Raw genomic sequence first — 22,294 nt, 5'->3', positions numbered from 1 at the left:
GCGAAGGACTGCGGGTTCAGACCCGGTTCAAATCGAAGCCGGCTTTCTCGCCGGTGCCATAGACCTTCAGTGCGCCCTTTTCGCCGACGGCGTTGGGGCGGTTGAAGATCCAGTTCTGCCAGGCGGTGAGCCGGCCGAAGATGCGGGTGGCCATGTTCTCCTGGCTTGCGAAGCGCAGGTTGGCTTCGAGGCCGGTGAGCGCATCGGGCGACATGGCGGCCCGCTCCTCGATGGCGATGCGGATCTCGTCCTCCCAGTCGATGTCGTCGGGCGCGGCGGTCACGAGGCCGAGCTTCAGCGCCTCGTCGGCATCGAGCGGCTTGCCGGCCGCGGCGCGGGCGGCGTCGAGCGGCGCGGCTTCTTCATAGAAGCGGCGCTGCAGGCGGCTCTGGTCGTTCACCATCGGGAAGAAGCCGAAGTTGAATTCATTGAGCACGAGCTTCGGTGCGCGCGCGGCGTCGTCGGGCAGTGCCAGCATGTAGGTCCGGTCGGCCGCAAATGCGACCTCGGCCAGCGTGCCGGCAAAGCAGGAACCCGCCTCGACCAGCGCGAACAGGCTGCGCGATGACACGTCCAGGCGCGCCAGCGTGCGGCGCAGCGCGCCGATGGTTTCGCGCACCAGCCAGTGGTTCTTGTTGGCGAGCATCACGGCGTCCGATGCGAGCACGGCCTGTACGTCGCCTTCGGTCTTGAGCAGCCAGGTGCCGATGTCGAGCTCGTTGGTGCGCAGGTTGAGGATGGCGTCGTCGAGTTGGCGGCACATCGCGAGCGGCCACCAGGCGGCACCGGCCGCTTCGATGGCGGCAATGTCCGCGGGCTGGGTGCCGGTGGGCGCCTTGATGGTGATGGTCGCGGTGCGCTTGCTGCGGTCGATCTGGATGTCGACATGCGAATAGCTGAGGCTGTCGGCGGTTTCCTCGCGTTCGAGGCGGGTCAGCGCCACGCCCTTGCCATTCGCGGGGCGGTCGCTGCCGGCGGCGAGCTGCGCGGCGCGCTCCTGCACGGCGGCGGCAAATTGCGCGGGCTTGGCCACCGCATCGACCAGGCGCCACTCGACCGCGCGCTGGCCGCGCACGCCTTCGACGCTGGTGCAGAAGATGTCGGCGAGGTCATGGCGCACGTGGCGCTTGTCGGTCACGCGAGTGAGGCCGCCGGTGCCGGGCAGCACGCCGAGCAGCGGCACCTCGGGCAGCGACACGGCCGAGGAGCGGTCGTCCACCAGCAGGATTTCGTCGCAGGCCAATGCCAGCTCGTAGCCGCCGCCGGCGCAGGCGCCGTTCACGGCCGCGATGAACTTCAGGCCCGAGTGCTTCGACGTGTCTTCGATGCCGTTGCGCGTCTCGTTGGTGAACTTGCAGAAGTTCACCTTCCATGCATGGCTCGACACGCCCAGCATGAAGATGTTGGCGCCCGAGCAGAAGATGCGGTCCTTGCCGCTGGTGACGATCACGCTGCGCACTTCGGGGTGCTCGAAGCGCACGCGGTTCAGCGCGTCGTTCAGCTCGATGTCCACGCCCAGGTCGTAGCTGTTGAGCTTGAGCTTGTAGCCGGGGCGGATGCCGCCGTCTTCCGCAATGTCGAGCACTAGGCGCGCCACCGAGCCTTCGAAGCTGAGCTTCCAATGCTTGTATTGCGCGGGTTCGATGCGGTAGTCGACGCGCGGGGGCGCCTGAAGGGTCGTGGTCTCGGTCATACGGAAGTCTCCTGTGGGCCAGATGCAAACCGGAAGAATAATGCATCTTCTGGTTCCGATGACATGCATCATGCTGCATGCGAACAGGCAAGTCAATGCCTGAATCGCTTTTTTTCAATTCAGCGGTTCAGGCGCCGGGGCGCATGGATTGGTGTGCGATGGCGCGCAGCGCCTGGAAGCTTTGCGCAAGGGTCCTGCCGCTGGTGTCCACCGACAGGTCGGCCTTCGAATAGAAGGCCGCGCGGCCGTTCAGGATGCGGCGCAGGTCTTCCATGGCTTCCTTGCTGGCCGCCATCGGGCGGGTGTCGCCCTGGGCGGCCACGCGGCCCATGTGTTCCTCGGGCGCGGCCTGCAGCCACACGGTGGTGCAGTGCGCGAGCAGCTCATTGAAGGTGGCGGGGTCGGACACGATGCCGCCCGGCGTGGCAATGACCACTTCGCTGTAGATCTGGATGGTTTCCTCGAGCGCGCGGCGCTCGTAGCGGCGGTAGGCGTTGGTGCCGTAGAGGTCGTGGATCTCGCGCACGCTGCAGCCCGCCAGCGTCTCGATCTCGCGGCTCAGCTCGATGAAGGGCACGTCGAGGTCTTCGGCCAGCATCTGCCCGAGCGTCGACTTGCCCGCGCCGCGCAACCCCACGAGCGCGATGCGGCGGTGCCGCGCCGGATCGACCGAGGCCGTGCCCAGCAGCTCGCCCAGCGCCACGCGCACGCGGCGCAGGTCGGCTTCGCTGCGGTGCTCGAGCAGCTCGCGAATCAGCAGCCATTCGGGCGAGCTGGTGGTCACGTCGCCGACCAGTTCGGCCAGCGAGCAGTGCAGCGCGCCGGCCACCTGCTGCAGCACCAGGATCGACGCATTGCCGATGCCGTATTCGAGGTTGGCGAGATGCCGCTCCGAAACGCCGGCCGACACCGCCACCGCCTTGCGCGTGAGGCCGCGCTGCGCGCGCAGGTTGCGCACGCGGTCGCCCAAAGCGGCCAGCAATGGATTCCTGGCTTCTCCCGGCGGTGTGGCGTTGCTGGCGTGGTTGCCGTCGCGCGCGGCGGGCAGCACCGCGTCTACATGCTCGTTCATGCAAGTCCTCGTTCTAGGCCGGGATTGTGCGCGCTCAGGGTAAACACCATATATGCACTATATTGCTTGACACCCGATGTCTCGGTGCTTATTGTTCGATCACAAGCAAGATACTGCACGCGCACCAATCCTGCAAGGTAGATCGTAAGTTTCGCTGTGGCGCCATCGCTGCCAGCCAGCCTCCCAAAGGAAGCCCGCCAATGTCCAGCAAGGAAGCATTTCACCAGTTGATCGCCGGCCTGACCGCCGAAATTGCCGGCAGGCCGCTCGACGAACAACTCGACCAGTGGCTCAACGCCACCCATGGCGCGGGCAGCCCGCGTTTCGAGCAACTGCGCCAGGCCTGCATCGGCGGCGTGGCCGAGGGCTGGCTGTGCGAGCGCGAAGGCGGCGGCATCAAGTATGGCCGCGTGTTCAAGGCCGAAGACGCGCTGCACCGGTTCTCGGTCGACGTGGTCGACATGCAGGACATCGCCGGGCCGCATCACACCCATCCCAACGGCGAGATCGACCTGATCATGCCGCTCGAGGGCAGCGCCGATGCCACCTTCGACGGGCGACCCGCGGGCTGGTGCGTCTACGGCCCCGGCACCGCACACCGACCAACCGTGGCGCAGGGCCGCGCGCTCGTTCTCTATCTCTTGCCCGAAGGGCAGATCAAATTCACCCAATGACCGAGCTCCTACCCAACCACGTCGCCGGCCGCTGGCAAAGCGGATCGGGCGCCGGCACGCCCTTGTTCGACCCGGTGCTGGGCACCGAGCTCGTGCGCGTCGACGCCACCGGCCTCGACCTGCCCGCGGCCTTTGCCTTTGCGCGCGAACAGGGCGGCAGCGCGCTGCGGGCCCTCACCTACCGCCAGCGCGCGGGCCTGCTCGGCGCCGTCGTGAAGGTGCTGCAGGCCAACCGCGATGCGTATTACGAGATTGCCACGGCCAATTCGGGCACGGTGAAGAACGACTCGGCCGTCGACATCGACGGCGCGATCTTCACGCTCGGCCAGTACGCCAAGTGGGGCGACGGCCTGGGCGACGTGCGCGCGCTGCGCGACGGCGACGCGGCCAGGCTCGGCAAGGAGCCGGTGTTCCAGTCGCAGCATCTCCAGCTGCCGACGCAGGGCGTGGCGCTGTTCATCAACGCCTTCAACTTTCCTTCGTGGGGGCTGTGGGAAAAGGCCGCGCCCGCGCTGCTCTCGGGCGTGCCCGTGATCGTGAAGCCCGCCACGGCCACCGCCTGGCTCACGCAGCGCATGGTGAAAGACGTGGTCGATGCGGGCGTGCTGCCCGCCGGTGCGCTGTCGGTCGTCTGCGGCAGTTCCGCCGGCTTGATGGATGCGCTGCAGCCTTTCGACGTGGTCTCTTTTACGGGCTCGGCCGAAACGGCGGCGGTGATCCGCTCGCACCCGGCCGTGGCCGAGCGCTCGGTGCGCGTGAACATCGAGGCCGACAGCCTCAACAGCGCCCTGCTCATGCCTGGCGCCGCGCCCGGCAGCGACGCCTTCAACCTGCTCGTGCGCGAAGTGGTGCGCGAGATGACGGTGAAGTCGGGCCAGAAGTGCACCGCCATCCGCCGCATCCTGGTGCCGGCCGAGGTGTACGACGCCGCGGCCGAAGCCATCGGCGCCAAGCTCAAGGGCGTGACGGTCGGCAATCCGCGCAACGAGAGCGTGCGCATGGGTTCGCTCGTGAGCCGCGCGCAGCTCCACGCGGTGAACGAAGGCCTGGAGGCGCTGTCGGCGCAGACCACCGTGCTGTACGACGGCCGCAGCACGCCGCTGGTCGACGCCAACCCGGCCGTGGCGGCCTGCATCGGCCCCGTGTTGCTGGGCGCGCGCGATGCCGATGCGGCAGAGCGCGTGCACGACGTGGAAGTGTTCGGCCCGGTCGCCACGCTGCTGCCCTACCGCGACCTTGCGCACGGCATCGCGCTGGCGCACCGCGGCCAGGGTTCGCTGGTGACTTCGCTCTACGGCAGCGACGACGCTGCCTTGGCACAGGCCGCATTGGCCGTTGCGCCGAGCCACGGCCGCGTGCACGTGGTCACGCCCGAAGTGGCACAGGCCCACACCGGCCACGGCAACGTGATGCCGATGTCGCTGCACGGCGGCCCGGGCCGTGCCGGCGGCGGCGCCGAACTCGGCGGACTGCGCGCGCTGGACTTCTACCATCGCCGCAGCGCCGTGCAAGCGAGCCCCGGCGTGCTCGCGCAGCTCGGCCTCTAGAAAAAAGAACACGGCCCAAGGAGACCCCATGACGAGCCCGCCCGCACGATTCAATTTTGCCGAACACCTGTTCGCCCTCAACCGCGGCCGCGCCGATCGCACCGCCTACATCGACGACCGCGGCACGCTCAGCTACGGCCAGCTCGAAGAGCGCGCCCGCCGCCTGGCTGCCGCGCTGAAGGCCGCCGGCGTGCGCCGCGAAGAACGCGTGCTGCTGCTCATGCTCGACAGCGGCGACTGGCCCGTGAGTTTTCTGGGCTGCCTTTATGCCGGCGTCGTTCCTGTCGCCGTCAACACGCTGCTCACGCCCGACGACTACGCCTACATGCTCGACCACAGCCGCGCGCAGGCCGTGCTGGTGTCGGGCGCGCTGCTGCCCACGCTGCAAGACGCGATGAACCGCGGCGCGCATGAGGTGCACACGCTCATCGCTTCGCAGCCGACGGCTGCGCTGCCCGCGGGCGCGCAGGAATTCGAGGCCGCGCTCGCCGCTGCCGAGCCGATGGCATCGCCCGCGCCCACGGCCTCGGACGATCCCGGCTTCTGGCTGTATTCCTCCGGCTCGACCGGCAAGCCCAAGGGCACGGTCCACACGCACGCCAACCTGTGGTGGACGGCCGAGCTCTACGGCAAGCCGGTGCTCGGGCTCACCGAAGACGACGTCTGCTTCTCGGCCGCGAAGATGTACTTTGCGTACGGGCTCGGCAACGCGCTGACCTTTCCGCTTTCGGTCGGCGCCACGGTGGTGCTGATGGCCGAGCGGCCCACGCCCGACGCCACCTTCCGCCGCTGGGTCGAGCACAAACCCACCGTGTTCTTCGGCGCGCCCACCGGCTTTGCCGGCATGCTCGCCTCGCCGAAGCTGCCGCCGCGCGAAGCCGTCGCATTGCGCATGTGCTCTTCCGCCGGCGAGGCCCTGCCTGGCGAGATCGCGCAGCGCTTCAAGGCGCACTTCGGCTGCGAGATCATCGACGGCATCGGCTCCACCGAGATGCTGCACATCTTCATCTCCAACCGCCCCGGCGACGTGCGCTACGGCACCACCGGCAAGCCGGTGGAAGGCTATGAGGTCGAGCTGCGCGGCGAAGACGGCCGGCCGGTGCCCGACGGCGAAGTGGGCGACCTCTACATCCGCGGCCCGAGCTCGGCGCTGATGTACTGGTGCAACCGCGAGAAGTCGCGCGAGACCTTCCAGGGCGGCTGGACCAAGAGCGGCGACAAGTACACGCGCGATGCCGACGGCTACTACACCTATGCCGGCCGCAGCGACGACATGCTGAAGGTCAGCGGCATCTACGTGTCGCCCTTCGAGGTCGAGGCCACGCTGATGCAGCACCCCGCCGTGCTCGAGGCCGCGGTGATCGGCAAGGAAGATTCGGACGGCCTCACCAAGACCAAGGCTTTCGTCGTGCTGAAGGACGGCCACTCGATCACGGACGACGAACTGAAGGCTTTCGTGAAGGAGCGGCTCGCGCCGTACAAGTACCCGCGGTTCCTGGAGTTCGTGCAGGAGCTGCCGAAGACGGCGACGGGGAAGATCCAGCGGTTCAGGTTGCGTGAGCGGGAGAAGCAGGCATGAGATTCCCGCTTTGTCCCCTCTCCCTCTGGGAGAGGGCTAGGGTGAGGGCATCGGCCTTCGCTGGCGCACAGCTTTTGCCAGCGCCGCTGGCCCTCACCCCCGCCCTCTCCCAGAGGCAGAGGGGGCAACAGCCATGACCCCCGACTTCGCCACCATCGACTGGCGCGGCCGCCCCGTCCGCATCGAATGCCATTGGATCGCCCCCGAGCGCACCGATGCCCGGCTCATCGTCTTCCTCCACGAAGGCCTGGGCTCGGTCGCCATGTGGAAGGACTTTCCCGCGCAGCTCTGCGAAGCCGCCGGCGCGCGCGGCCTCGTGTTTTCACGGCCCGGCTACGGCCGCTCCACGCCACGCGAAGAAAACGAGATCTGGGACGTCGACTTCATGCACCGCCAGGCCCACGAGGTGCTGCCCGCGCTGTTCGCCGCGCTGAAGATCGTCGACGATGAAAAACCCTGGCTCTTCGGCCACAGCGACGGCGGCTCGATCTCGCTGCTCTACGCCTCGCGTTTTTCGGACCGCGTGCAAGGCCTCGTGGTCCTCGCGCCGCACATCTTCGTGGAAGACGTGACGGTCGAGAACATCGAACAGGCGCGCAGCGCCTATCTCGGCACCGACCTGCCGAAGAAGCTCGGCCGCTACCACGACAATGCCGACTCCGCCTTCTGGGGCTGGAACCGCATCTGGCTGGACCCGCCCTTCCGCGAATGGAACATCGAGGCCGAACTCGACACCATCCGCTGCCCGGTGCTCGCCATCCAGGGCACGGACGACGAATACGGCACGCTCGCGCAAATCCGCGGCATCGCGGCGCGCGTGCCCGGCTGCGAACTGGTGGAAATCCCGGAATGCGGGCATTCCCCGCATCGCGATCAGCCGGATCGTGTCATCGTCGCGACCACTTCTTTCATTGGTAAAAACAGGAGACAGCCATCATGACCATCCGCACCGCCCGCCTCGCGCTCACGGCGATCGCATTCGCCGCACTGGCATCCGCCGCCGGCGCCCAGGGCACCGGCAAGCTCAAGGTCGGCCTGATGCTGCCGTACAGCGGCACTTTCACCGCGCTGGGCGTGGCCATCGAGAACGGCTTCAAGCTCTACGTCGACGAGCAGGGCGGCAAGCTCGCCGGCCGTGAGATCGAATACTTCAAGGTCGACGACGAGTCCGATCCCGCCAAGGCGACCGACAACGTCAACAAGCTGATCAAGCGCGACAACGTCGACGTGATCGTGGGCACCGTGCACTCCGGCGTCGCCATGGCCATGGCCAAGGCCGCGAAGGAAAGCGGCACCGTGCTGATCGTGCCGAACGCCGGCGCCGACGCGGTCACGGGCCCGATGTGCGCACCCAACATCTTCCGCAGCTCGTTCAGCAACTGGCAACCGGCCTACGCCATGGGCGAGGTGGCGGCCAAGCAGCAGGGCAAGAAGAAGGTCATGACCATCACCTGGAAGTACGCGGCCGGCGAGGAGTCGGTCAACGGCTTCAAGGAAGGCTTCGAGAAGAACGGCGGCAAGGTCGAGAAGCAGCTCACGCTGCCGTTTCCCAACGTCGAGTTCCAGGCGCTCCTGACCGAGATCGCGGCGGCCAAGCCCGATGCGGTGTACGCCTTCTTCGCGGGCGGCGGCGCGGTGAAGTTCGTCAAGGACTACCAGGCGGCGGGCCTCAACAAGACCATTCCGCTCTATGGCCCGGGCTTCCTGACCGACGGCACGCTCGATGCGCAGGGCGAGGCCGCGCAGGGCATGCTCACCACGCTGCACTACGCCGACGGCCTCAACACCGCGCGCGACAACGCCTTCCGCGTCGCCTATGCCAAGGCCTTCAAGCTGCAGCCCGATGTGTACGCGGTGCAGGGCTATGACGCGGCGCAGATGCTGGGCGTGGGCCTTGCCGCCACCAAGGGCGACATCGGCAAGAAGGCGGAGTTCACGGCCGCCATCGAGAAGGCCAAGATCGACAGCCCGCGCGGCTCGTTCACCATGAGCAAGTCGCACAACCCGGTGCAGGACATCTACCTGCGCAAGGTGGACGGCAAGGAGAACAAGCTGGTGAGCACGGCGATCAAGGGGCTCGCAGACCCGGCCCGTGGCTGCAGAATGTGACCCACCCCCGTCCCTCGCTCACTTCGTGTAGCTCGACTCCCCCCTTGAGGGGGCGACACCAGCGGACCGGCGAAGCCGGATCCGCGGTGTCTCACGAACATCGCGGGCGCTAACGCGCCACGCTCCCCTCACGATCTCACAGGGATGAATCCAACGTGGATTTCGGCACCTTCCTCGTCCAGTGCCTGAACTCGGTTCAGTACGGACTCCTTCTCTTCCTGGTGGCCTCGGGGCTCACGCTGATCTTCGGGATCATGGGCGTGATCAACCTGGCGCACGGCAGTTTCTACATGATCGGCGCGTACATGGCGTTCGCGCTCGCGCCGCTGTTCGGTGACCAGTTTCTGTTGATGCTGGTGGCCGGCGTGGTGCTGGCGGCCGTCTTCGGCTACCTGCTCGAATGGGCCTTCTTCAGCTACCTGTACCAGCGCGACCACCTGCAGCAGGTGCTCATGACCTACGGGCTCATCCTGGTGTTCGAGGAGCTGCGCTCCATCCTCGTGGGCAACGACGTGCACGGCGTGAAGGTGCCGGCATGGCTGGACGGCAGCTTTGCGCTCGGCAACGTCATGAGCTACCCGTGGTACCGGCTCTTTGCCTCGGCCGCGTGCATCGTGCTCGCGGTCGGGCTGTACTGGGTGGTCAACCGCACGCGGCTCGGCATGATGATCCGCGCGGGCGCGAGCAACCGCGACATGGTGCGTGGCCTGGGCATCGACGTGAAGCGGCTCTACCGGATCGTGTTTGCGGCCGGCGTGGCGCTGGCGGCATTGGCCGGAATGATCGCGGCGCCGATGTCCTCGGTGTATCCGAACATGGGCGCGAGCGTGCTCATCATCTGCTTCGTGCTGGTGGTGATCGGCGGCATCGGCTCGATCACCGGCGCGCTGCTGGCCTCGCTGCTGGTGGGCTTCGTCGACACCTTCGGCAAGGTGTTCTTCGCGGACCTCGCCGGCATCGGCATCTACCTGTTGATGGCCATCGTGCTGATATGGAAGCCCGAAGGGCTGATGGGGAGGCGGCCATGACCGAAGCCACCACCCCCATGCGCACAACCTCCATGCGGCTGGGCGCGTTCGCCGTGCCGGTGGCCTGCGCCATTGCCATCGGCGTGCTCGGCCCGCTCATGGGCAACTACGTCTCGGACTTCGTCGTCAAGGTGATGATCCTGTCGATCTTCGCGCTGAGCCTCGAACTGCTGGTCGGCATGACCGGCCTCGTGAGCCTGGGCCATGCGGCGTTCTACGGCATCGGCGCCTACGTCACGGTGCTGGCCTCGGGCAACGAGGGCGGCAACCTCGCGCTGCTGCTGCCGGCGGCCATGGGCGCGGCGGCGCTGTATGCATTGTTCGTGGGCGCGCTGAGCCTGCGCACGCGCGGCGTGTACTTCATCATGGTGACGCTGGCCTTCGCGCAGATGGCCTTCTTCGTGTTCCACGACACCAAGGTGGGCGGCGGCAGCGACGGCATCTACATGTACGTGCGGCCCGCCATCGGCAAACTCGACATGGAAAACCGCATGGTGCTGTTCTACGTGGTGCTCGCGTCGCTGGTGTTCACCTACGGCCTCTTGGCGTTGGTTCGCCGCTCGCGCTTCGGCGCGGCGCTGGCGGGCATCCGCGTGAACGAGCAGCGCATGCGCGCGGCGGGTTTCCCGGTGTACGGCTACAAGCTCGCGGCCTTCGTGCTGGCGGGCGCGCTGGCCGGGCTCGCGGGTTTTCTGCTGGCCTCGCGCGACGGCGTGGTCAACCCCGAGCTCATGGCATGGCACAACTCGGGCGAGGTGCTGCTGATGGTGATCCTGGGTGGCCTCGGCCATTTGCGCGGCGCGGTGATCGGCGCCATTGCGTTCACGCTGCTGAAGGAAATCTTCTCGACGCATGCGGTGATGGGGCCGCTTGCGGACCACTGGCAGCTGACGCTGGGCATTGCGATCATCGTGTTCGTGGCGCTGTTGCCGAAGGGTCTGATCGGCCTGGTCAAGCGGCTGTCTCCCAAGGAGGCCGCATGACCTGCTCCCTGTGTTTCTCCCTCCCCTCCCGGGGGAGGGCTGGGGTGGGGGCACGCGGCGCCACCACCGAGCGCTCTGCCCGCCCCCATCCCAACCTTCCCCCAAAGGGGGAAGGAGCCAAACCATGAACGCCACCGCTCTTCTTTCCGTTCATGGCCTCACGCGCCGCTTCGGCGGCCTCACCGCCGTGAACGCCGTCACGCTCGACCTGCACGTCGGCGAAGTGCATGCGGTGATCGGCACCAACGGCGCGGGCAAGTCGACGCTCATCAACATGCTTTCGGGCGAAATCGAAGCCTCCGAAGGCCGCATCGCGCTCGACGGCATCGACGTCACGCAGCGCGCGCAATGGCGACGCGCGCGTGCCGGCGTGGGCCGCAGCTACCAGCGCACGACCATCTTCCCGGAGTTCAGCGTGCACGAGAACTGCCGGCTCGCGGCGCAGGCCGCCACGGCGCGGCCCTGGACCGTGTGGCAGTCGTCGCAGCGCTGCGCGGCCAGCAATGCGGCGGCCGATGCGGCGCTCGAGGCCGCGGGCCTGTCGAACGAAGCCCGGCGCGTTGCCGGCACGCTGAGCCACGGCGCGCAGCGCCAGCTCGAAGTGGCGATGTGCCTGGCCACCAAGCCCCGCGTGCTGCTGCTCGACGAACCGCTCGCGGGCATGGGCGCCGAGGAAACGGACCGCATGCTCACGCTGCTCGCACGACTGAAATCGACCCATGCGATCCTGCTGGTCGAGCACGACATGGATGCGGTGTTCCGCATTGCCGACCGCATCACGGTGATGGTGAACGGCACCGTCATCGCCACCGGCGACCCGGCCTCGATCCGCGAAAACCCGGAAGTGCGCACCGCCTATCTTGGAGAAGACCACTGATGCTCGTCGTCCGCGATCTCAACACCTACTACGGCAACAGCCACATCCTGCGCGGCGTGCATGCCGGCATTCCGGCCGCCACGTCGGTCGGCCTGCTCGGGCGCAACGGCATGGGCAAGACCACGCTGATCCGCAGCATGATGGGCTACGTGCGCCCCGCCTCGGGCGAAGTGCAGGTCGATGGCCGCACGGTCACCGGCTGGCCGCCGGAGAAGATGGCGCGCCTGGGTATCGGCTACGTGCCCGAAGGCCGCGGCATCTTCCCCAACCTCTCGGTGCGTGAGAACCTCGTGATGAGCGAGCGCGCCGGCATCGACGGGCACCGCGCCTGGACCTTCGACCGCGTGATGGCCACCTTTCCGCGCCTCGCCGAGCGGCTCTCGCATGGCGGCCAGCAGCTCTCGGGCGGTGAGCAGCAGATGCTCTCCATCGGCCGCGCGCTGATGACCAATCCGCGCTTGCTCATCCTGGACGAAGCCACCGAAGGCCTCGCGCCGCTGATCGTGGCCGAGATCTGGCGCGTGATCGGCGAAATCCGCAGCACCGGCATCGCCACGCTCATCGTCGACCGCGACTACCGCAAGGTGCTCGCGCACACCGACCTGGCGGTGGTGATGGAGAAGGGGCAGATCGTGCGGCACGGTGCGTCGGCCGACCTGCTGGCGGAGCCTCAGGCGCTCGAAGAATTGCTGGGTGTGTAAGGCGCCTCAGGCGGCCCGCTGCGCCATCAGGAAATCGATGAACACCCGCATGCGCAGCGGCACGTGCCGCCCGTCCGGGTACAGCAGCGTATAGGGCCGCGAGCGGCCCGCGAAAGGCTGCAGCACCTCGACGAGCGAGCCGTCGGCCAGCTCTTTTTCCACCACGAAGCGGTAGGCCTGGAAGAGTCCTGCGTCGCTTTTCGCGAGCGTGACGCCGCCCAGCACGTCGTCGGAGCAGCTGTAGGCGCTGTCCGCGAAGATCTCGCGGTCCTTGCCGTTCTCCTTGAAGAGCCATGAGATGCGGCGGCCGCTGCTGGGCAACTCGAACTGGATGCACTCGTGCGCCGAGAGATCGTCCAGCGTGCGCGGCGTGCCGGCCTTCTTCAAATACTTGCGGCCGGCCACCACCACCAGCTGCGCATCCTCGAGATGCCGCGCGATCAGCGTGGAGTCGGGCTGGGCGCGCACCCGCACGGCCATGTCGTAGCCCTCTTCCACGAAGTCGATGTTCCGGTTGCTCAGGTGCACGTGCAGCCGGATGTCGGGAAAGCGTTCGCGAAAGACCGGCAGCAGCGGCAGCAAGCGGTGGTGGCCGTAGGTGGTGGGCACGCTGATGCGCAGCATGCCCGAGGGCTGCGCCTGCTGGCCCATGACCTCGCGCTCGGCTTCGGCCAACTGCGTCAGCGCCTGGCGGCATTGCGCGAAGTAAGAGCGGCCCGCGTCGGTCAACCGCACGCTGCGCGTGGTGCGCACGAAGAGTCGCAAGCCCAGCCGTTTTTCGAGCCGCGAGATCGAGCGGCTGACGGCCGCCGGCGTGACGCCCGCGGCCAGCGCGGCCGAGGTGAAGCCGCCCGTTTCCGCCGCCAGGCAGAACAGCTCGATGCTGCCGAGAAGGATGTCGCCGAACTGCCGCTGCATGGATTGATTACCTCACGTATCAATTGAAGTACGAGTCTAGTGATTTATCTCCTGTGGCGTCATCAATACAGTTCATCCATTCCCTCAACTCTTTGGAGTACCGACATGCAAGACACCCTCAACACCCCGTCCACGGTCGTCATCACCGGTGCCTCGAGCGGCATCGGCCTGGGACTCGCGCAGGCTTATCTCGAACGTGGCTTCAACGTGGTCGCCAATGCGCGAACCGATGAACGCCTCGCGGCCGCGGCAAAGCAACTCGGGAACCCGACGCGCTTTCTTGGCGTGGCCGGCGACATCGGCCGCCGCGACACCGCGCAGCAGCTCATCGACCGCGCCGTGGAGCGCTTCGGCCAGGTCGACGTGCTCATCAACAACGCGGGCATCTTCAACGCCAAGCCTTTTGTCGAATACACCGAGGAAGAACTCGACCAGCTGGTGGCCACGAACCTCAAGGGTTTCGTCTACGCCTCGCAAGCTGCGGCAAAGCACATGGTGGCGCGCCGCCAGGGCCATATCGTGAACATCACCGCAAGCATTGCGCTGCAGCCGAACCAGCAGGTGCCGGCCGCGCTGCCGGTGCTGATCAAGGGTGGCATCAACGCCGCGACGCGCGCGCTGGCGCTCGAACTCGCGCCGCACAACGTCAAGGTGAATGCGGTGGCACCCGGCATCGTCGACACGCCGCTGTACACGCCCGAGCAGCACGGCTTCCTGAACGGCCTCTCGCCCGCCGGCCGCATCGCGACCGTGCGCGAGATCGCCGATGCGGTGCTCTATCTCACGAACGCCGATTTCACGACGGGCGTGGTGCTGCCGGTGGACGGCGGCATGAGCACGGGCAAGTGGTAATCACCTCATCCATTCCAAGGAGCACACCATGCCTTTCATCAACCTGAAGATCACCCGCGACGGCGTCACGCGCGAACAGAAAACCCAGGTCATCGCCGAGTTCACGGAAACCCTGGAACGCGTGCTGAACAAGCCGCCCGAATGGACGCACATCGTGATCGAGGAGATCGACACCGACGACTGGGGCTTCGGCGGCCTGACGACGACGGAGTACCGCAAGCGGCTGGCGGACAAGGCGAAGCCAGCGAAGTGAAATGGACGGATCAGTTGTTTCTGTTCAAGAGACGACTGAGCTCGCGTTCCGCAATTTCGCGATGAAAGGTCGACTCTTCGAGGCCGAGGTATTCCCTGTACTTCTCGACGGCCATTGCAATTTCGCCTGCGTCTTCATGCTCCAAGGCCTCGCCCATGAACCGAGTGAGCAACTTGTTGGAAGCGGAATACGGCGAGGGTTCGCTCAGGTAAGCCGGTTTCAGATCCGGTCGGAGCACGTAGATCTCTTGCTGAATCTCGAATATTCCAGCAATGAGGTGACCGATCTGCGAGATGTTCTCGCGAACAGGCTCCAGCTTCGCGTCCCGTATTTCTGAAGCGGCGCTGTCCAGCAATCTTGAAGCGACGGCGAGGAGGCGATGAATTGATTCCGGGGAAGCCATACGGGCCTGTTGCGAGAAAGTTCGAGGCGCTTGCCGTGAATTGGATCTCCGAGGGCTATGAGCATTTCGTGAAACACACACCCGTCCAGTCGCATTACAGCAAGGACTTCCCAAAGGCGCCAGCCCTTTCCCCTACTCGATGAACCGCCGCAGCCCTTCCAGGTCGATCACGGTAATCCCGCCGTACTCGATCCGCAAAAACCCCGCCTCCTTCAACCGGTTCAGCGCCGCATTGCAACGCTGGCGCGAAACACCCGACAGGTTGGCGATCTCTTCCTGCGAGGTCTGCAGATGCGGCTCGCTGCCCGGATACAGCCACGGGTGGAACAGCCCCGCCAGCGCACGGGCCACCTGGCTGTCGGCGTCGAGCAGCCGGTGAGCCGCGTAGTTGCCCATGAACCAGTGCAGCCGCTCGTTGAGCTGCTGCAGCAAAAAATGGTCGAAGCCGCGCTGCGTGCGGTGCAGCCACTCGAAAGTCTCTACCGGCAGCTGGGCCACGCGACTCGGCCGCAGCGCAATGACGTCGGCCGAGCGCGGAGCGCCGCGCAGCAGCGTGCCTTCGCCGAACCAGCTGCCGACCGAGAGCCCGCCGAAGGTCACCGAGCGGCCATCGCTCGAGGTGATCGACCACTTCAGAAGCCCCTCGAGCGTGCCGTACCAGTGCAGCGGCGTATCGCCGCGCCGGCACAGGGCGGCGCCGGCCGCTACCTCGACCTCGCGGATTTCATCGAGCACGCGCTCGCGCGCTGCCTCGTCGAGCAGCGGAAACCAGGCCGAGCGCTGAAGCAGCTGCGCAACCGTCAGCGATGCCGCCTTGATGGCCGGCTTCGTCGTAGGCATGAAAAGAAAGCTCCTGATGGCATGGGCGCGGCCCGCGCCGCGTAAACCCTGACCCCAAATGTCGTCGCAATGACTGAGTGTGCCTGCGCCTCCAAAAATAATAGCGCGCCCCTCATGAAAGAAGACACCAGGAGACTCCGGAGCATGTCGTCGAAGCGCAAAGTGATCGTGACCATCGCCCCCACCGGCGGCATGGCGCACAAGTCGCAGAACCCCCACCTTCCCACCCAGCCGGCCGAAATTGCGGCCGACGTGCTGCGCTGCTGGAACGCCGGCGCCAGCGTGGTGGCGATCCACGCGCGCCGGCCCGACGACGGTGCCACCTGCAACGCCGACGTGTACCGCGACATCAACAGCCGCATCCGCGCGGGCGGCTGCGACATCGTCATCAACAACTCCACCGGCGGCGGGGTGCACGGCGACATGGTGAAGCCGCTGGCTGGCGACCGCTGGGAAATTGCGTGGGAAGAGCGCATCAAGGGCATGGATGCGGGCGCCGAGATGTGCACGCTGGATGCGACCACGCTGAACCTGAGCTTCGAGGGCAAGCAGATCCTGATGGACACGCCCATCACCCGGGGCCGCGAGCTGGCCGCCGGCATGAAGGCGCGCGGCATCAAGCCCGAGTGGGAGGTGTTCAGCCCCACGCACATCCTGCAGGACACGACCACGCTGATCGAAGAAGGCCATGACGACGAGCCCTACTTCATCAACCTGGTGATGAACGTGCACCGCAACTTCCAGAACGCGATGCCCTATTCGCCGCGCTTCCTGCAGATGATGGTCGACACCCTACCCAAGGGCAGCATCTTCTGCGTGAGCGGCATCGGCCCCTCGCAGCTCGAGGCCAACGTGGCGGCGCTGCTGCTGGGCGGGCATGCCCGTGTGGGACTGGAAGACAACCTTTATTTCCGCCAGGGCGAGCTCGCCACCAACGTGCAGCTCACCGAGCGCATCGTGCGCGTTATCCATGAGCTCGACATGGAAGTGGCCACGCCGGCCGAGGCAAGGCAGATGATGGGGCTGCCGCGCAGAGGCGGGCCGCGCCCCGAATTCGCGCCGCATTGAAGCGGCCGTCATCCCGCCAGAAACCGCCCTGAAGATATTAGTAGGAGACATTTCATGAACACCCGCCGCCACTTCCTCCACACCCTGGGCGCAGCCACTGCGCTGGGTACCCTCTCGCCGCTGGCTGCATTCGCCCAGGCGCTCGAACAGGTCAAGATCTACTACGGCTTTCCCGCCGGCAGCGCCGGCGACAGCGTGGCGCGCCGCGTGGGCGAAAAGCTCGCGGGCTCGGCCTACACCCGCAATGCGGCCGTGGTCGAAAACAAGCCGGGCGCGGGTGGCCGCATCGCGCTCGAAACCCTCAAGAACGCACCGGCCGACGGCAGCGTGCTGGCGCTGTCGCCGTTCTCGTGCACGTCGATCTACCCGCACATCTACAGCAAGCTCAGCTACGACCCAAGCAAGGATTTCGTGCCGGTGTCGATTGCCGCCGTCATGCACCACGGCCTGGCGGTCGGCCCGCTGGTGCCGTCCGAGGTGCGCACGGTGAAAGACTTTCTCGCCTGGGCCAAGGCCAACCCGAACCAGGCCAGCTACGGCTCGCCGGCGGCCGGTTCGACGCCGCACTTCATCGGCGCGCTGCTGGGCCTCAACAACGGGGTCGAACTGAAGCACGTGCCCTACCGCGGCTCCATTCCCGGCGTGACCGACGTGGTGGGCGGGCAGATCGCCGCCATGGTCACCCCCAGCGGCGACTTCATCCCCAACCACAAGGCCGGCAAGCTGCGGCTGCTGGCCACCTCGGGCAAGGCGCGCTCGCCGTTCTCACCGGAAGTGCCGACCTTTGCCGAACAGGGCTTTGCGGAACTGACCACCGAGGAGTGGTTCGGCTTCTACGCGCCGGCCAAAACGCCGGCCAGCGTGGTGGCCACCGCCAATGCCGCGATCAATGCGGCCATCAAGGAAAAGGTGGTGACGGACAGCCTGGCCGTGGTCGGCCTGATCGCCCAGGGCTCCACGGCCGAGGAGATGGCGCGCTCGCAAAAGGCCGAGGGCGAGCGCTGGGGGCCGCTGGTAAAGAAGATCGGCTTCACGGCGGAATCCTGAAACGATGCCGATGGAACCGAATCCGAAACGCGTGGCGGTGGTCGCCACCGGCGTCATCGGCGCCAGTTGGGCCGCCTTCTTCCTGGCGCGCGGCCTCGACGTGGACGCCACCGACCCCTCGCCCGATGCCGAGGCGCGGCTGCGCGCGGCGGTGGCCGCGCACTGGCCGACGCTGGAACGCTTCGGGCTGGCAGAGGGTGCCTCGGCCGGCCGGCTGCGCTTTCATGCGCGGCTTGAAGACGCGGTGGCGGAAGCCGATTTCGTCCAGGAGAGCGGCCCCGAGCGGCTGGATTTCAAGGTCGACCTGTTCCGCCGCATGGACGAGGCGGCACCCGCCCACGCGATCCTGGCATCGAGCTCTTCGGGGCTCGCCATCAGCGCGGTGCAGGCCGAATGCCGCCATCCGGAACGCGTGGTGCTGGGCCACCCGTTCAATCCGCCGCACCTGATTCCGCTGGTGGAAGTGGTGGGCGGCGAGCGCACATCGGCCGAGACCATCGATCGCACCATGGCCTTCTATGCCGCCATCGGCAAGCGGCCGATCCACGTGAAGCGCGAGGTCAAAGGGCACATCGCGAACCGGCTGCAGGCCGCCCTCTGGCGCGAGGCCTTTCACCTGGTCAATGAAGGCGTGGCCAGCGTGGCCGACATCGATACCGCCATTGCGCACGGCCCCGGCCTGCGCTGGGCGGTGATGGGGCCCTTCATGAACCTGCATCTCTCGGGCGGCGCCGGCGGCATCGCACATGTGCTCGCGCACCTGGGCGGGCCGATCGAGGACTGGTGGAAGGACCTCGGAGCGCCGTCAATGACGGACGAACTCAAGGCCAAGGTGACCGAGGGCGTGGCTGAAGAACTGGGCGCGCGGCGCGTGGCTGACCTCGAGGCCGCGCGCGACGTCCTGCTGTTAAACCTGATTCGCGCCAAAGCCGACACCGGCAGACTCGATTGAAATGAGCAACCACGACTTCCTCCTGGACGAGCGCCAGATCGCCCCGCCGCGCACGGTGCGCATCGACTTCGATGACGGCTCCTTTGCGCTGCGTTCGCCGGTGGCGCTCAAGCCCTACGCGCGCTGCATCGGCGAATGGATCGAGCGCTGGGCGCGCGAGACGCCCGATGCGCTGGCCTTCGCCGAGCGCGACGAGAGCGGCGAAGGCTGGCGCAAGCTCGACTACCGCGCGCTGCGCCATGCCGTGGGTGCGGTGGCGCAGGCGCTGCTCGACCTGGACCTGCCGGCGGGCAAGCCCATCGCGATCCTCTCGGACAACGCCATCGACCACGCCGTGCTGATGCTCGCGGCAATGCACATCGGCCGCACGGCCTGTTCGCTGTCGAGCGCGTATTCGCGCATGGCAAAAGATCCGTCGCGGCTGCACGGCATGCTGCAGGCGCTGCAGCCGGCGTTGATCTACGCATCGGATGCCAAGGTGTATGGCGGCGCGCTCGCGGGCTCCGGCGTGGAGGCGGTGGCGGTGTTCAGCCGCAACGCCGATGCCCACCCCGGCGCCCTGCCCTTTGCGCAACTGCTGCAGGCCAGCGAAACGCCGGCCGTGATGCAGGCCCACGAAGCCGTGCTGCCCGACACCCACGCCAAATACCTGCTGACCTCGGGTTCCACCGGCAAGCCCAAGGTGGTGATCAACACGCACCGCATGCTGTGCGCCAACCAGCAGATGATGGCGCAGACCTGGCGCTTCCTCGAGCACGAAAAGCCCGTGCTGGTCGACTGGCTGCCCTGGAGCCATACCTTCGGCGCCAACCACAACCTGAACATGGTGCTATGCCACGGCGGTGCGCTCTACATCGACGAGGGCCGGCCCGCGCCAGGGCTCATCGAAAAGACGGTGCGCAACCTGCGCGAGGTGAAGCCCACGCTGCTGTTCAACGTGCCGCGCGGCTTCGACATGCTGCTGCCGTTTCTCGAAGCCGACGATGCGCTGGCCGCCGAAGTGTTCTCGCGCCTGCGGCTCGCCTTCTACGCGGCCGCGGCGCTCGCCCCCTCGACCTGGCAGCGGCTCGAAGCGGTGGCCAAGCGCGTGCGGCCCGAGCGGCCGCTGTGGCTCACCACCTCATGGGGCGCGACCGAAACGTCGCCCGCCATCACCTCGGCGCACTGGAAGCTCGACGGCGCGGGCTGCATCGGCTCGCCGCTGCCAGGGCTCGAACTCAAGTTCGTGCCCAACGGCCAGAAGCTCGAGATGCGCGTCAAGGGCGTCTCGGTGTTCCCGGGCTACCGCCATGCACCGCGCGAAACGTCCGAGGCCTTCGACGAAGAGGGCTACTACCGCATCGGCGATGCGGGCTACCTTGCCGACCCCGAGCGTGCCGAGCGCGGCGTGATCTTCGACGGCCGCGTGGCCGAGGACTTCAAGCTTTCGAGCGGCACCTGGGTGTCGGTGGGTACCTTGCGCGTCAAGCTGGTGTCGATGCTGGCGCCGCATGCGCAGGACGTGGTGCTCACGGGCCATGACCGCGGCGAAATCGGCATGCTGGTGTTTCCCAGCCCGCAGGCCGCGCCGCAAGCGTTGGCCGAGCGCATCGCCGACGTGCTGCGCACGCTCCGCGAGGAAGGCGCCGGTTCTTCGCAATGCCCGACGCGCGCGCTGGTGCTCACCGAACCGCCGAGCCTCGACGCGGGCGAGATCACCGACAAGGGCTACATCAACCAGCGCGCGGTGCTCACGCGGCGCGCGGCCGAAGTTGCGCGGTTGCACGCCGGCGCACACCACGACCTGCAGATCATCCAGTTGCGCAGTTGAGCCACCGCGCCAGGAGGGCGCTCAGCGGGAAACGCCCGGCGATCTTTGCGGCTGCGGCGGCGTCTTCTTCTTCGCGGGCTCCTCCGCGCCGAACAGCTTTTCCACCTGCTGCCCCACGCGCGCGCCGATGGCCGTGCCCACGCCCGGCAGCACCGCGGTACCGACCGCCGCACCGGCCAGCGCGCCGCCCGTCAGCGACACCTCGGGTTCGCTCATGCTTCCGCTCACCTTGAGCGGCACGCCGACCACGCCGTCGACAAGATCGACCGCCACTTCGCCGTCCAGCTTGCGGTTGAAGAGCTTCAGGTTGCCGCTGGCGGTGAGCAGGCCCGAGCGCGCCTTGAGCCCCGTGTAGCGCATCACGATGCCGTCTTCGCCGCCTTGCGTGTCGAGGGTGCCCGTGAGCTCGTCGAGCGGCGTGGTGCCGCCGCGGCTGATGCCGGCGGTGCTCACGGCCTTGGCCAGGTCGAGCCGGGTGAGCGTGGCGGGCTTCACCGTGAAGGTGGTGCGCGTGTGCAGGCTGCGGATCAGCGCGCCAAGCTCGCCGGCTTGCGCCACCAGCGTGGTCTGGCCCGAAAACTTGCCCGCCACGGCGGTGCGCCGGCCGAAGGCCTGCACCAGCCCTTCGATGTCGACCTGCCGGGGCTCGAGTTCGGCCGACACGCGCATCGTGTCATCGGGCAGCAGCTCGAAGCGCGTGACGCCGTTCCACGTGCCGCCGCCCACGTCGATGCGGGTGTGCCATCGGTCCCAGCCGGCTTCGCGGTCCAGGCGCAGCCGGGCGGGAGGCGAGGCGCCGGCGCGTTCGACGCGCGCCTGGCGCGGGCGCCAGTGGGTGTCGAAAACGATGTCGCCGTCATAGGCGAGAGCGATGCCGCGCCGGTCGATCCAGACCACGTCATGCCAGCGCACCTTTTCGAGTGGAATGGGCGCCAGCGCCCAGGGCGCGGGCAGCGCGAAGATGCGGTCGCCCTCCTTCGGCTTGGGGCCCTTGCCGCGGAAGGCGCGCACCGATTCGCGCGGCAGCACCAGGCTTTCGATTTCGGCCTCGTCGACGGCGACGATTCTTTGCAGCAGCTTCCGGAGCTTGAGCTGCAGCGTGATGCGGCGCAGGGTGATCGGGCGCGGCTGCTCGGTGGCCACCTGGGACAGCACCAGCACCGGGCTGGGCCACAGCGCCCAATGCGCGCCGCCGATCGTCAGGCCGACGCCAAAGCGCTTTTCGAACGCTTCGGAAATGCGCGCGGCCACTTCCTCGTCGCTGGGAAGGCGGGTGCTCGCAACCCACACCAGCGCGCCGGTGCCGAGCAGCAACACCACGGCAATGCCGATGAGCCAGCGTCGGACGGGGTGCTTCATCGAACCAACTTAGCACGCAAAGGCGACTGCGGTTGTCAGCCGCCATCGCTATAGTTTCCGGAACCCCGTACTGGAGACAACCTCATGCGCATCTGGAAAAAAGACATCTCGGTCGAAGAGCTGACCCGCAACCACATCGGCACCGCCGTCTCCACGCTGGGCATGGAGTTTTTGGAGGTGGGCGACGACTTCATCCGCGCCCGCGTGCCGGTGGACGAGCGCACCCGGCAGCCCTACGGCATCCTGCACGGCGGGGTGTCGGTGGTGCTGGCCGAAACGCTGGGCTCCTGCGGCGCGCACTACTCGGCCCCGGAGGGCGACCGGGCCGTGGGCCTGGACATCAACGCCAACCACATCCGCTCGGCCACCAGCGGCTGGGTCACGGGCACCGCACGGCCGGTGCACCGCGGGCGCACCACGCAGGTATGGCAGATCGACCTGACCAACGACGCCGGCGAATTGACCTGCGTCTCGCGCATCACAATGGCGGTGCTGCCGCCGCGCTAGGCAAGCAAGAATCCCGTCCAAC

At 67.3% G+C, this 22,294-nt stretch carries 22 protein-coding genes; 16 read left to right on the top strand and 6 right to left on the bottom strand.

All coding sequences use genetic code 11. The features are described from left to right. Positions 1 to 16 precede the first annotated feature (16 nt). Positions 17 to 1,693, bottom strand: a complete 1,677-nt coding sequence (boxC, locus tag ACJ7Z0_RS16480; RefSeq protein ID WP_434790669.1) for a 2,3-epoxybenzoyl-CoA dihydrolase — start codon at positions 1,691 to 1,693, stop codon at positions 17 to 19. Positions 1,694 to 1,820: 127 nt separating this feature from the next. Next, a complete protein-coding gene (locus ACJ7Z0_RS16475) occupies positions 1,821 to 2,765 on the bottom strand; it encodes a helix-turn-helix transcriptional regulator (RefSeq protein WP_434790668.1) in 945 nt (314 codons plus the stop codon). Positions 2,766 to 2,965: 200 nt separating this feature from the next. Here ACJ7Z0_RS16475 and ACJ7Z0_RS16470 point away from each other — a divergent pair, with 200 nt between their 5' ends. The 9 genes from ACJ7Z0_RS16470 (at position 2,966) to ACJ7Z0_RS16430 (ending at position 12,263) form a co-directional block, all read left to right on the top strand. Then, positions 2,966 to 3,439 carry a 4-hydroxylaminobenzoate lyase gene (locus tag ACJ7Z0_RS16470; RefSeq protein ID WP_369653921.1) on the top strand — a complete coding sequence of 158 codons (474 nt, stop codon included), beginning with the start codon at positions 2,966 to 2,968 and terminating at the stop codon, positions 3,437 to 3,439. Further along, positions 3,436 to 4,986 (top strand): 3,4-dehydroadipyl-CoA semialdehyde dehydrogenase, encoded by a 1,551-nt coding sequence (locus ACJ7Z0_RS16465; RefSeq protein ID WP_434790667.1) that lies wholly within the window; start codon positions 3,436 to 3,438, stop codon positions 4,984 to 4,986. The genes ACJ7Z0_RS16470 and ACJ7Z0_RS16465 overlap by 4 nt, the downstream gene beginning before the upstream one ends. Before the next feature lie 28 nt (positions 4,987 to 5,014). Further along, on the top strand, positions 5,015 to 6,565 hold the full coding sequence (locus ACJ7Z0_RS16460) for a benzoate-CoA ligase family protein (RefSeq protein ID WP_434790666.1): 1,551 nt from the start codon (positions 5,015 to 5,017) through the stop codon (positions 6,563 to 6,565). Positions 6,566 to 6,698: 133 nt separating this feature from the next. Next, on the top strand, positions 6,699 to 7,505 hold the full coding sequence (locus ACJ7Z0_RS16455; protein ID WP_434790665.1) for an alpha/beta fold hydrolase: 807 nt from the start codon (positions 6,699 to 6,701) through the stop codon (positions 7,503 to 7,505). Further along, a complete protein-coding gene (locus ACJ7Z0_RS16450) occupies positions 7,502 to 8,674 on the top strand; it encodes an ABC transporter substrate-binding protein (RefSeq protein WP_434790664.1) in 1,173 nt (390 codons plus the stop codon). The genes ACJ7Z0_RS16455 and ACJ7Z0_RS16450 overlap by 4 nt, the downstream gene beginning before the upstream one ends. 155 nt (positions 8,675 to 8,829) lie before the next feature. Next, entirely contained in the window at positions 8,830 to 9,702 is an 873-nt protein-coding gene (locus tag ACJ7Z0_RS16445; RefSeq protein ID WP_431126067.1) for a branched-chain amino acid ABC transporter permease, read from the top strand. Further along, entirely contained in the window at positions 9,699 to 10,685 is a 987-nt protein-coding gene (locus ACJ7Z0_RS16440; RefSeq protein WP_431126069.1) for a branched-chain amino acid ABC transporter permease, read from the top strand. The genes ACJ7Z0_RS16445 and ACJ7Z0_RS16440 overlap by 4 nt, the downstream gene beginning before the upstream one ends. Before the next feature lie 124 nt (positions 10,686 to 10,809). Next, the gene (locus ACJ7Z0_RS16435) at positions 10,810 to 11,562 is read left to right on the top strand and encodes an ABC transporter ATP-binding protein (RefSeq protein ID WP_434790663.1); all 753 of its coding nucleotides are present in this window, start codon (positions 10,810 to 10,812) and stop codon (positions 11,560 to 11,562) included. Beyond that, complete coding sequence (locus ACJ7Z0_RS16430; RefSeq protein ID WP_431126071.1) at positions 11,562 to 12,263, top strand: ABC transporter ATP-binding protein; 702 nt, start codon at positions 11,562 to 11,564, stop codon at positions 12,261 to 12,263. The genes ACJ7Z0_RS16435 and ACJ7Z0_RS16430 overlap by 1 nt, the downstream gene beginning before the upstream one ends. A 6-nt stretch (positions 12,264 to 12,269) precedes the next feature. Here the strand turns inward: ACJ7Z0_RS16430 and ACJ7Z0_RS16425 are convergent, their stop codons facing one another. Continuing rightward, positions 12,270 to 13,181 (bottom strand): LysR family transcriptional regulator, encoded by a 912-nt coding sequence (locus tag ACJ7Z0_RS16425; protein WP_431126073.1) that lies wholly within the window; start codon positions 13,179 to 13,181, stop codon positions 12,270 to 12,272. A 105-nt stretch (positions 13,182 to 13,286) separates the two neighbouring features. Here ACJ7Z0_RS16425 and ACJ7Z0_RS16420 point away from each other — a divergent pair, with 105 nt between their 5' ends. Further along, the gene (locus tag ACJ7Z0_RS16420; RefSeq protein ID WP_434790662.1) at positions 13,287 to 14,033 is read left to right on the top strand and encodes an SDR family NAD(P)-dependent oxidoreductase; all 747 of its coding nucleotides are present in this window, start codon (positions 13,287 to 13,289) and stop codon (positions 14,031 to 14,033) included. A 28-nt stretch (positions 14,034 to 14,061) separates the two neighbouring features. Continuing rightward, positions 14,062 to 14,286, top strand: coding sequence for a tautomerase family protein (locus ACJ7Z0_RS16415; protein WP_434790661.1), 225 nt, complete (start codon positions 14,062 to 14,064; stop codon positions 14,284 to 14,286). Positions 14,287 to 14,296: 10 nt separating this feature from the next. Here the strand turns inward: ACJ7Z0_RS16415 and ACJ7Z0_RS16410 are convergent, their stop codons facing one another. Together ACJ7Z0_RS16410 and ACJ7Z0_RS16405 are read right to left on the bottom strand one after the other, a co-directional pair. Beyond that, positions 14,297 to 14,689, bottom strand: coding sequence for a hypothetical protein (locus ACJ7Z0_RS16410; RefSeq protein ID WP_431126079.1), 393 nt, complete (start codon positions 14,687 to 14,689; stop codon positions 14,297 to 14,299). Positions 14,690 to 14,821: 132 nt separating this feature from the next. Further along, complete coding sequence (locus ACJ7Z0_RS16405) at positions 14,822 to 15,529, bottom strand: Crp/Fnr family transcriptional regulator (RefSeq protein ID WP_431126081.1); 708 nt, start codon at positions 15,527 to 15,529, stop codon at positions 14,822 to 14,824. A 144-nt stretch (positions 15,530 to 15,673) separates the two neighbouring features. Here ACJ7Z0_RS16405 and ACJ7Z0_RS16400 point away from each other — a divergent pair, with 144 nt between their 5' ends. Genes ACJ7Z0_RS16400 through ACJ7Z0_RS16385 form a run of 4 tightly spaced genes read left to right on the top strand, consistent with a single transcriptional unit; the run spans position 15,674 to position 20,406 of the window. Next, on the top strand, positions 15,674 to 16,597 hold the full coding sequence (locus tag ACJ7Z0_RS16400; RefSeq protein ID WP_434790660.1) for a beta-keto acid cleavage family enzyme: 924 nt from the start codon (positions 15,674 to 15,676) through the stop codon (positions 16,595 to 16,597). Positions 16,598 to 16,651: 54 nt separating this feature from the next. Then, positions 16,652 to 17,644 carry a Bug family tripartite tricarboxylate transporter substrate binding protein gene (locus tag ACJ7Z0_RS16395; protein WP_434790659.1) on the top strand — a complete coding sequence of 331 codons (993 nt, stop codon included), beginning with the start codon at positions 16,652 to 16,654 and terminating at the stop codon, positions 17,642 to 17,644. 10 nt (positions 17,645 to 17,654) lie between these two features. Further along, positions 17,655 to 18,596, top strand: a complete 942-nt coding sequence (locus tag ACJ7Z0_RS16390) for a 3-hydroxyacyl-CoA dehydrogenase NAD-binding domain-containing protein (RefSeq protein ID WP_434790658.1) — start codon at positions 17,655 to 17,657, stop codon at positions 18,594 to 18,596. Between the two features lies 1 nt (position 18,597). Further along, positions 18,598 to 20,406 (top strand): feruloyl-CoA synthase, encoded by a 1,809-nt coding sequence (locus ACJ7Z0_RS16385; protein ID WP_434790657.1) that lies wholly within the window; start codon positions 18,598 to 18,600, stop codon positions 20,404 to 20,406. Positions 20,407 to 20,427: 21 nt separating this feature from the next. Here the strand turns inward: ACJ7Z0_RS16385 and ACJ7Z0_RS16380 are convergent, their stop codons facing one another. Next, positions 20,428 to 21,765: an AsmA family protein gene (locus ACJ7Z0_RS16380; protein WP_434790656.1), complete on the bottom strand. Its 1,338-nt coding sequence runs from the start codon at positions 21,763 to 21,765 to the stop codon at positions 20,428 to 20,430. Between the two features lie 84 nt (positions 21,766 to 21,849). Here ACJ7Z0_RS16380 and ACJ7Z0_RS16375 point away from each other — a divergent pair, with 84 nt between their 5' ends. Further along, on the top strand, positions 21,850 to 22,272 hold the full coding sequence (locus ACJ7Z0_RS16375; RefSeq protein ID WP_055807112.1) for a hotdog fold thioesterase: 423 nt from the start codon (positions 21,850 to 21,852) through the stop codon (positions 22,270 to 22,272). The last annotated feature ends 22 nt before the right edge of the window (positions 22,273 to 22,294 follow it).

It is taken from the genome of Variovorax palleresanus, from assembly GCF_051144945.1.
Taxonomy (GTDB): Bacteria; Pseudomonadota; Gammaproteobacteria; order Burkholderiales; family Burkholderiaceae_C; genus Variovorax; species Variovorax paradoxus_S.
This window is presented reverse-complemented; position numbering and strand designations above follow the sequence as displayed.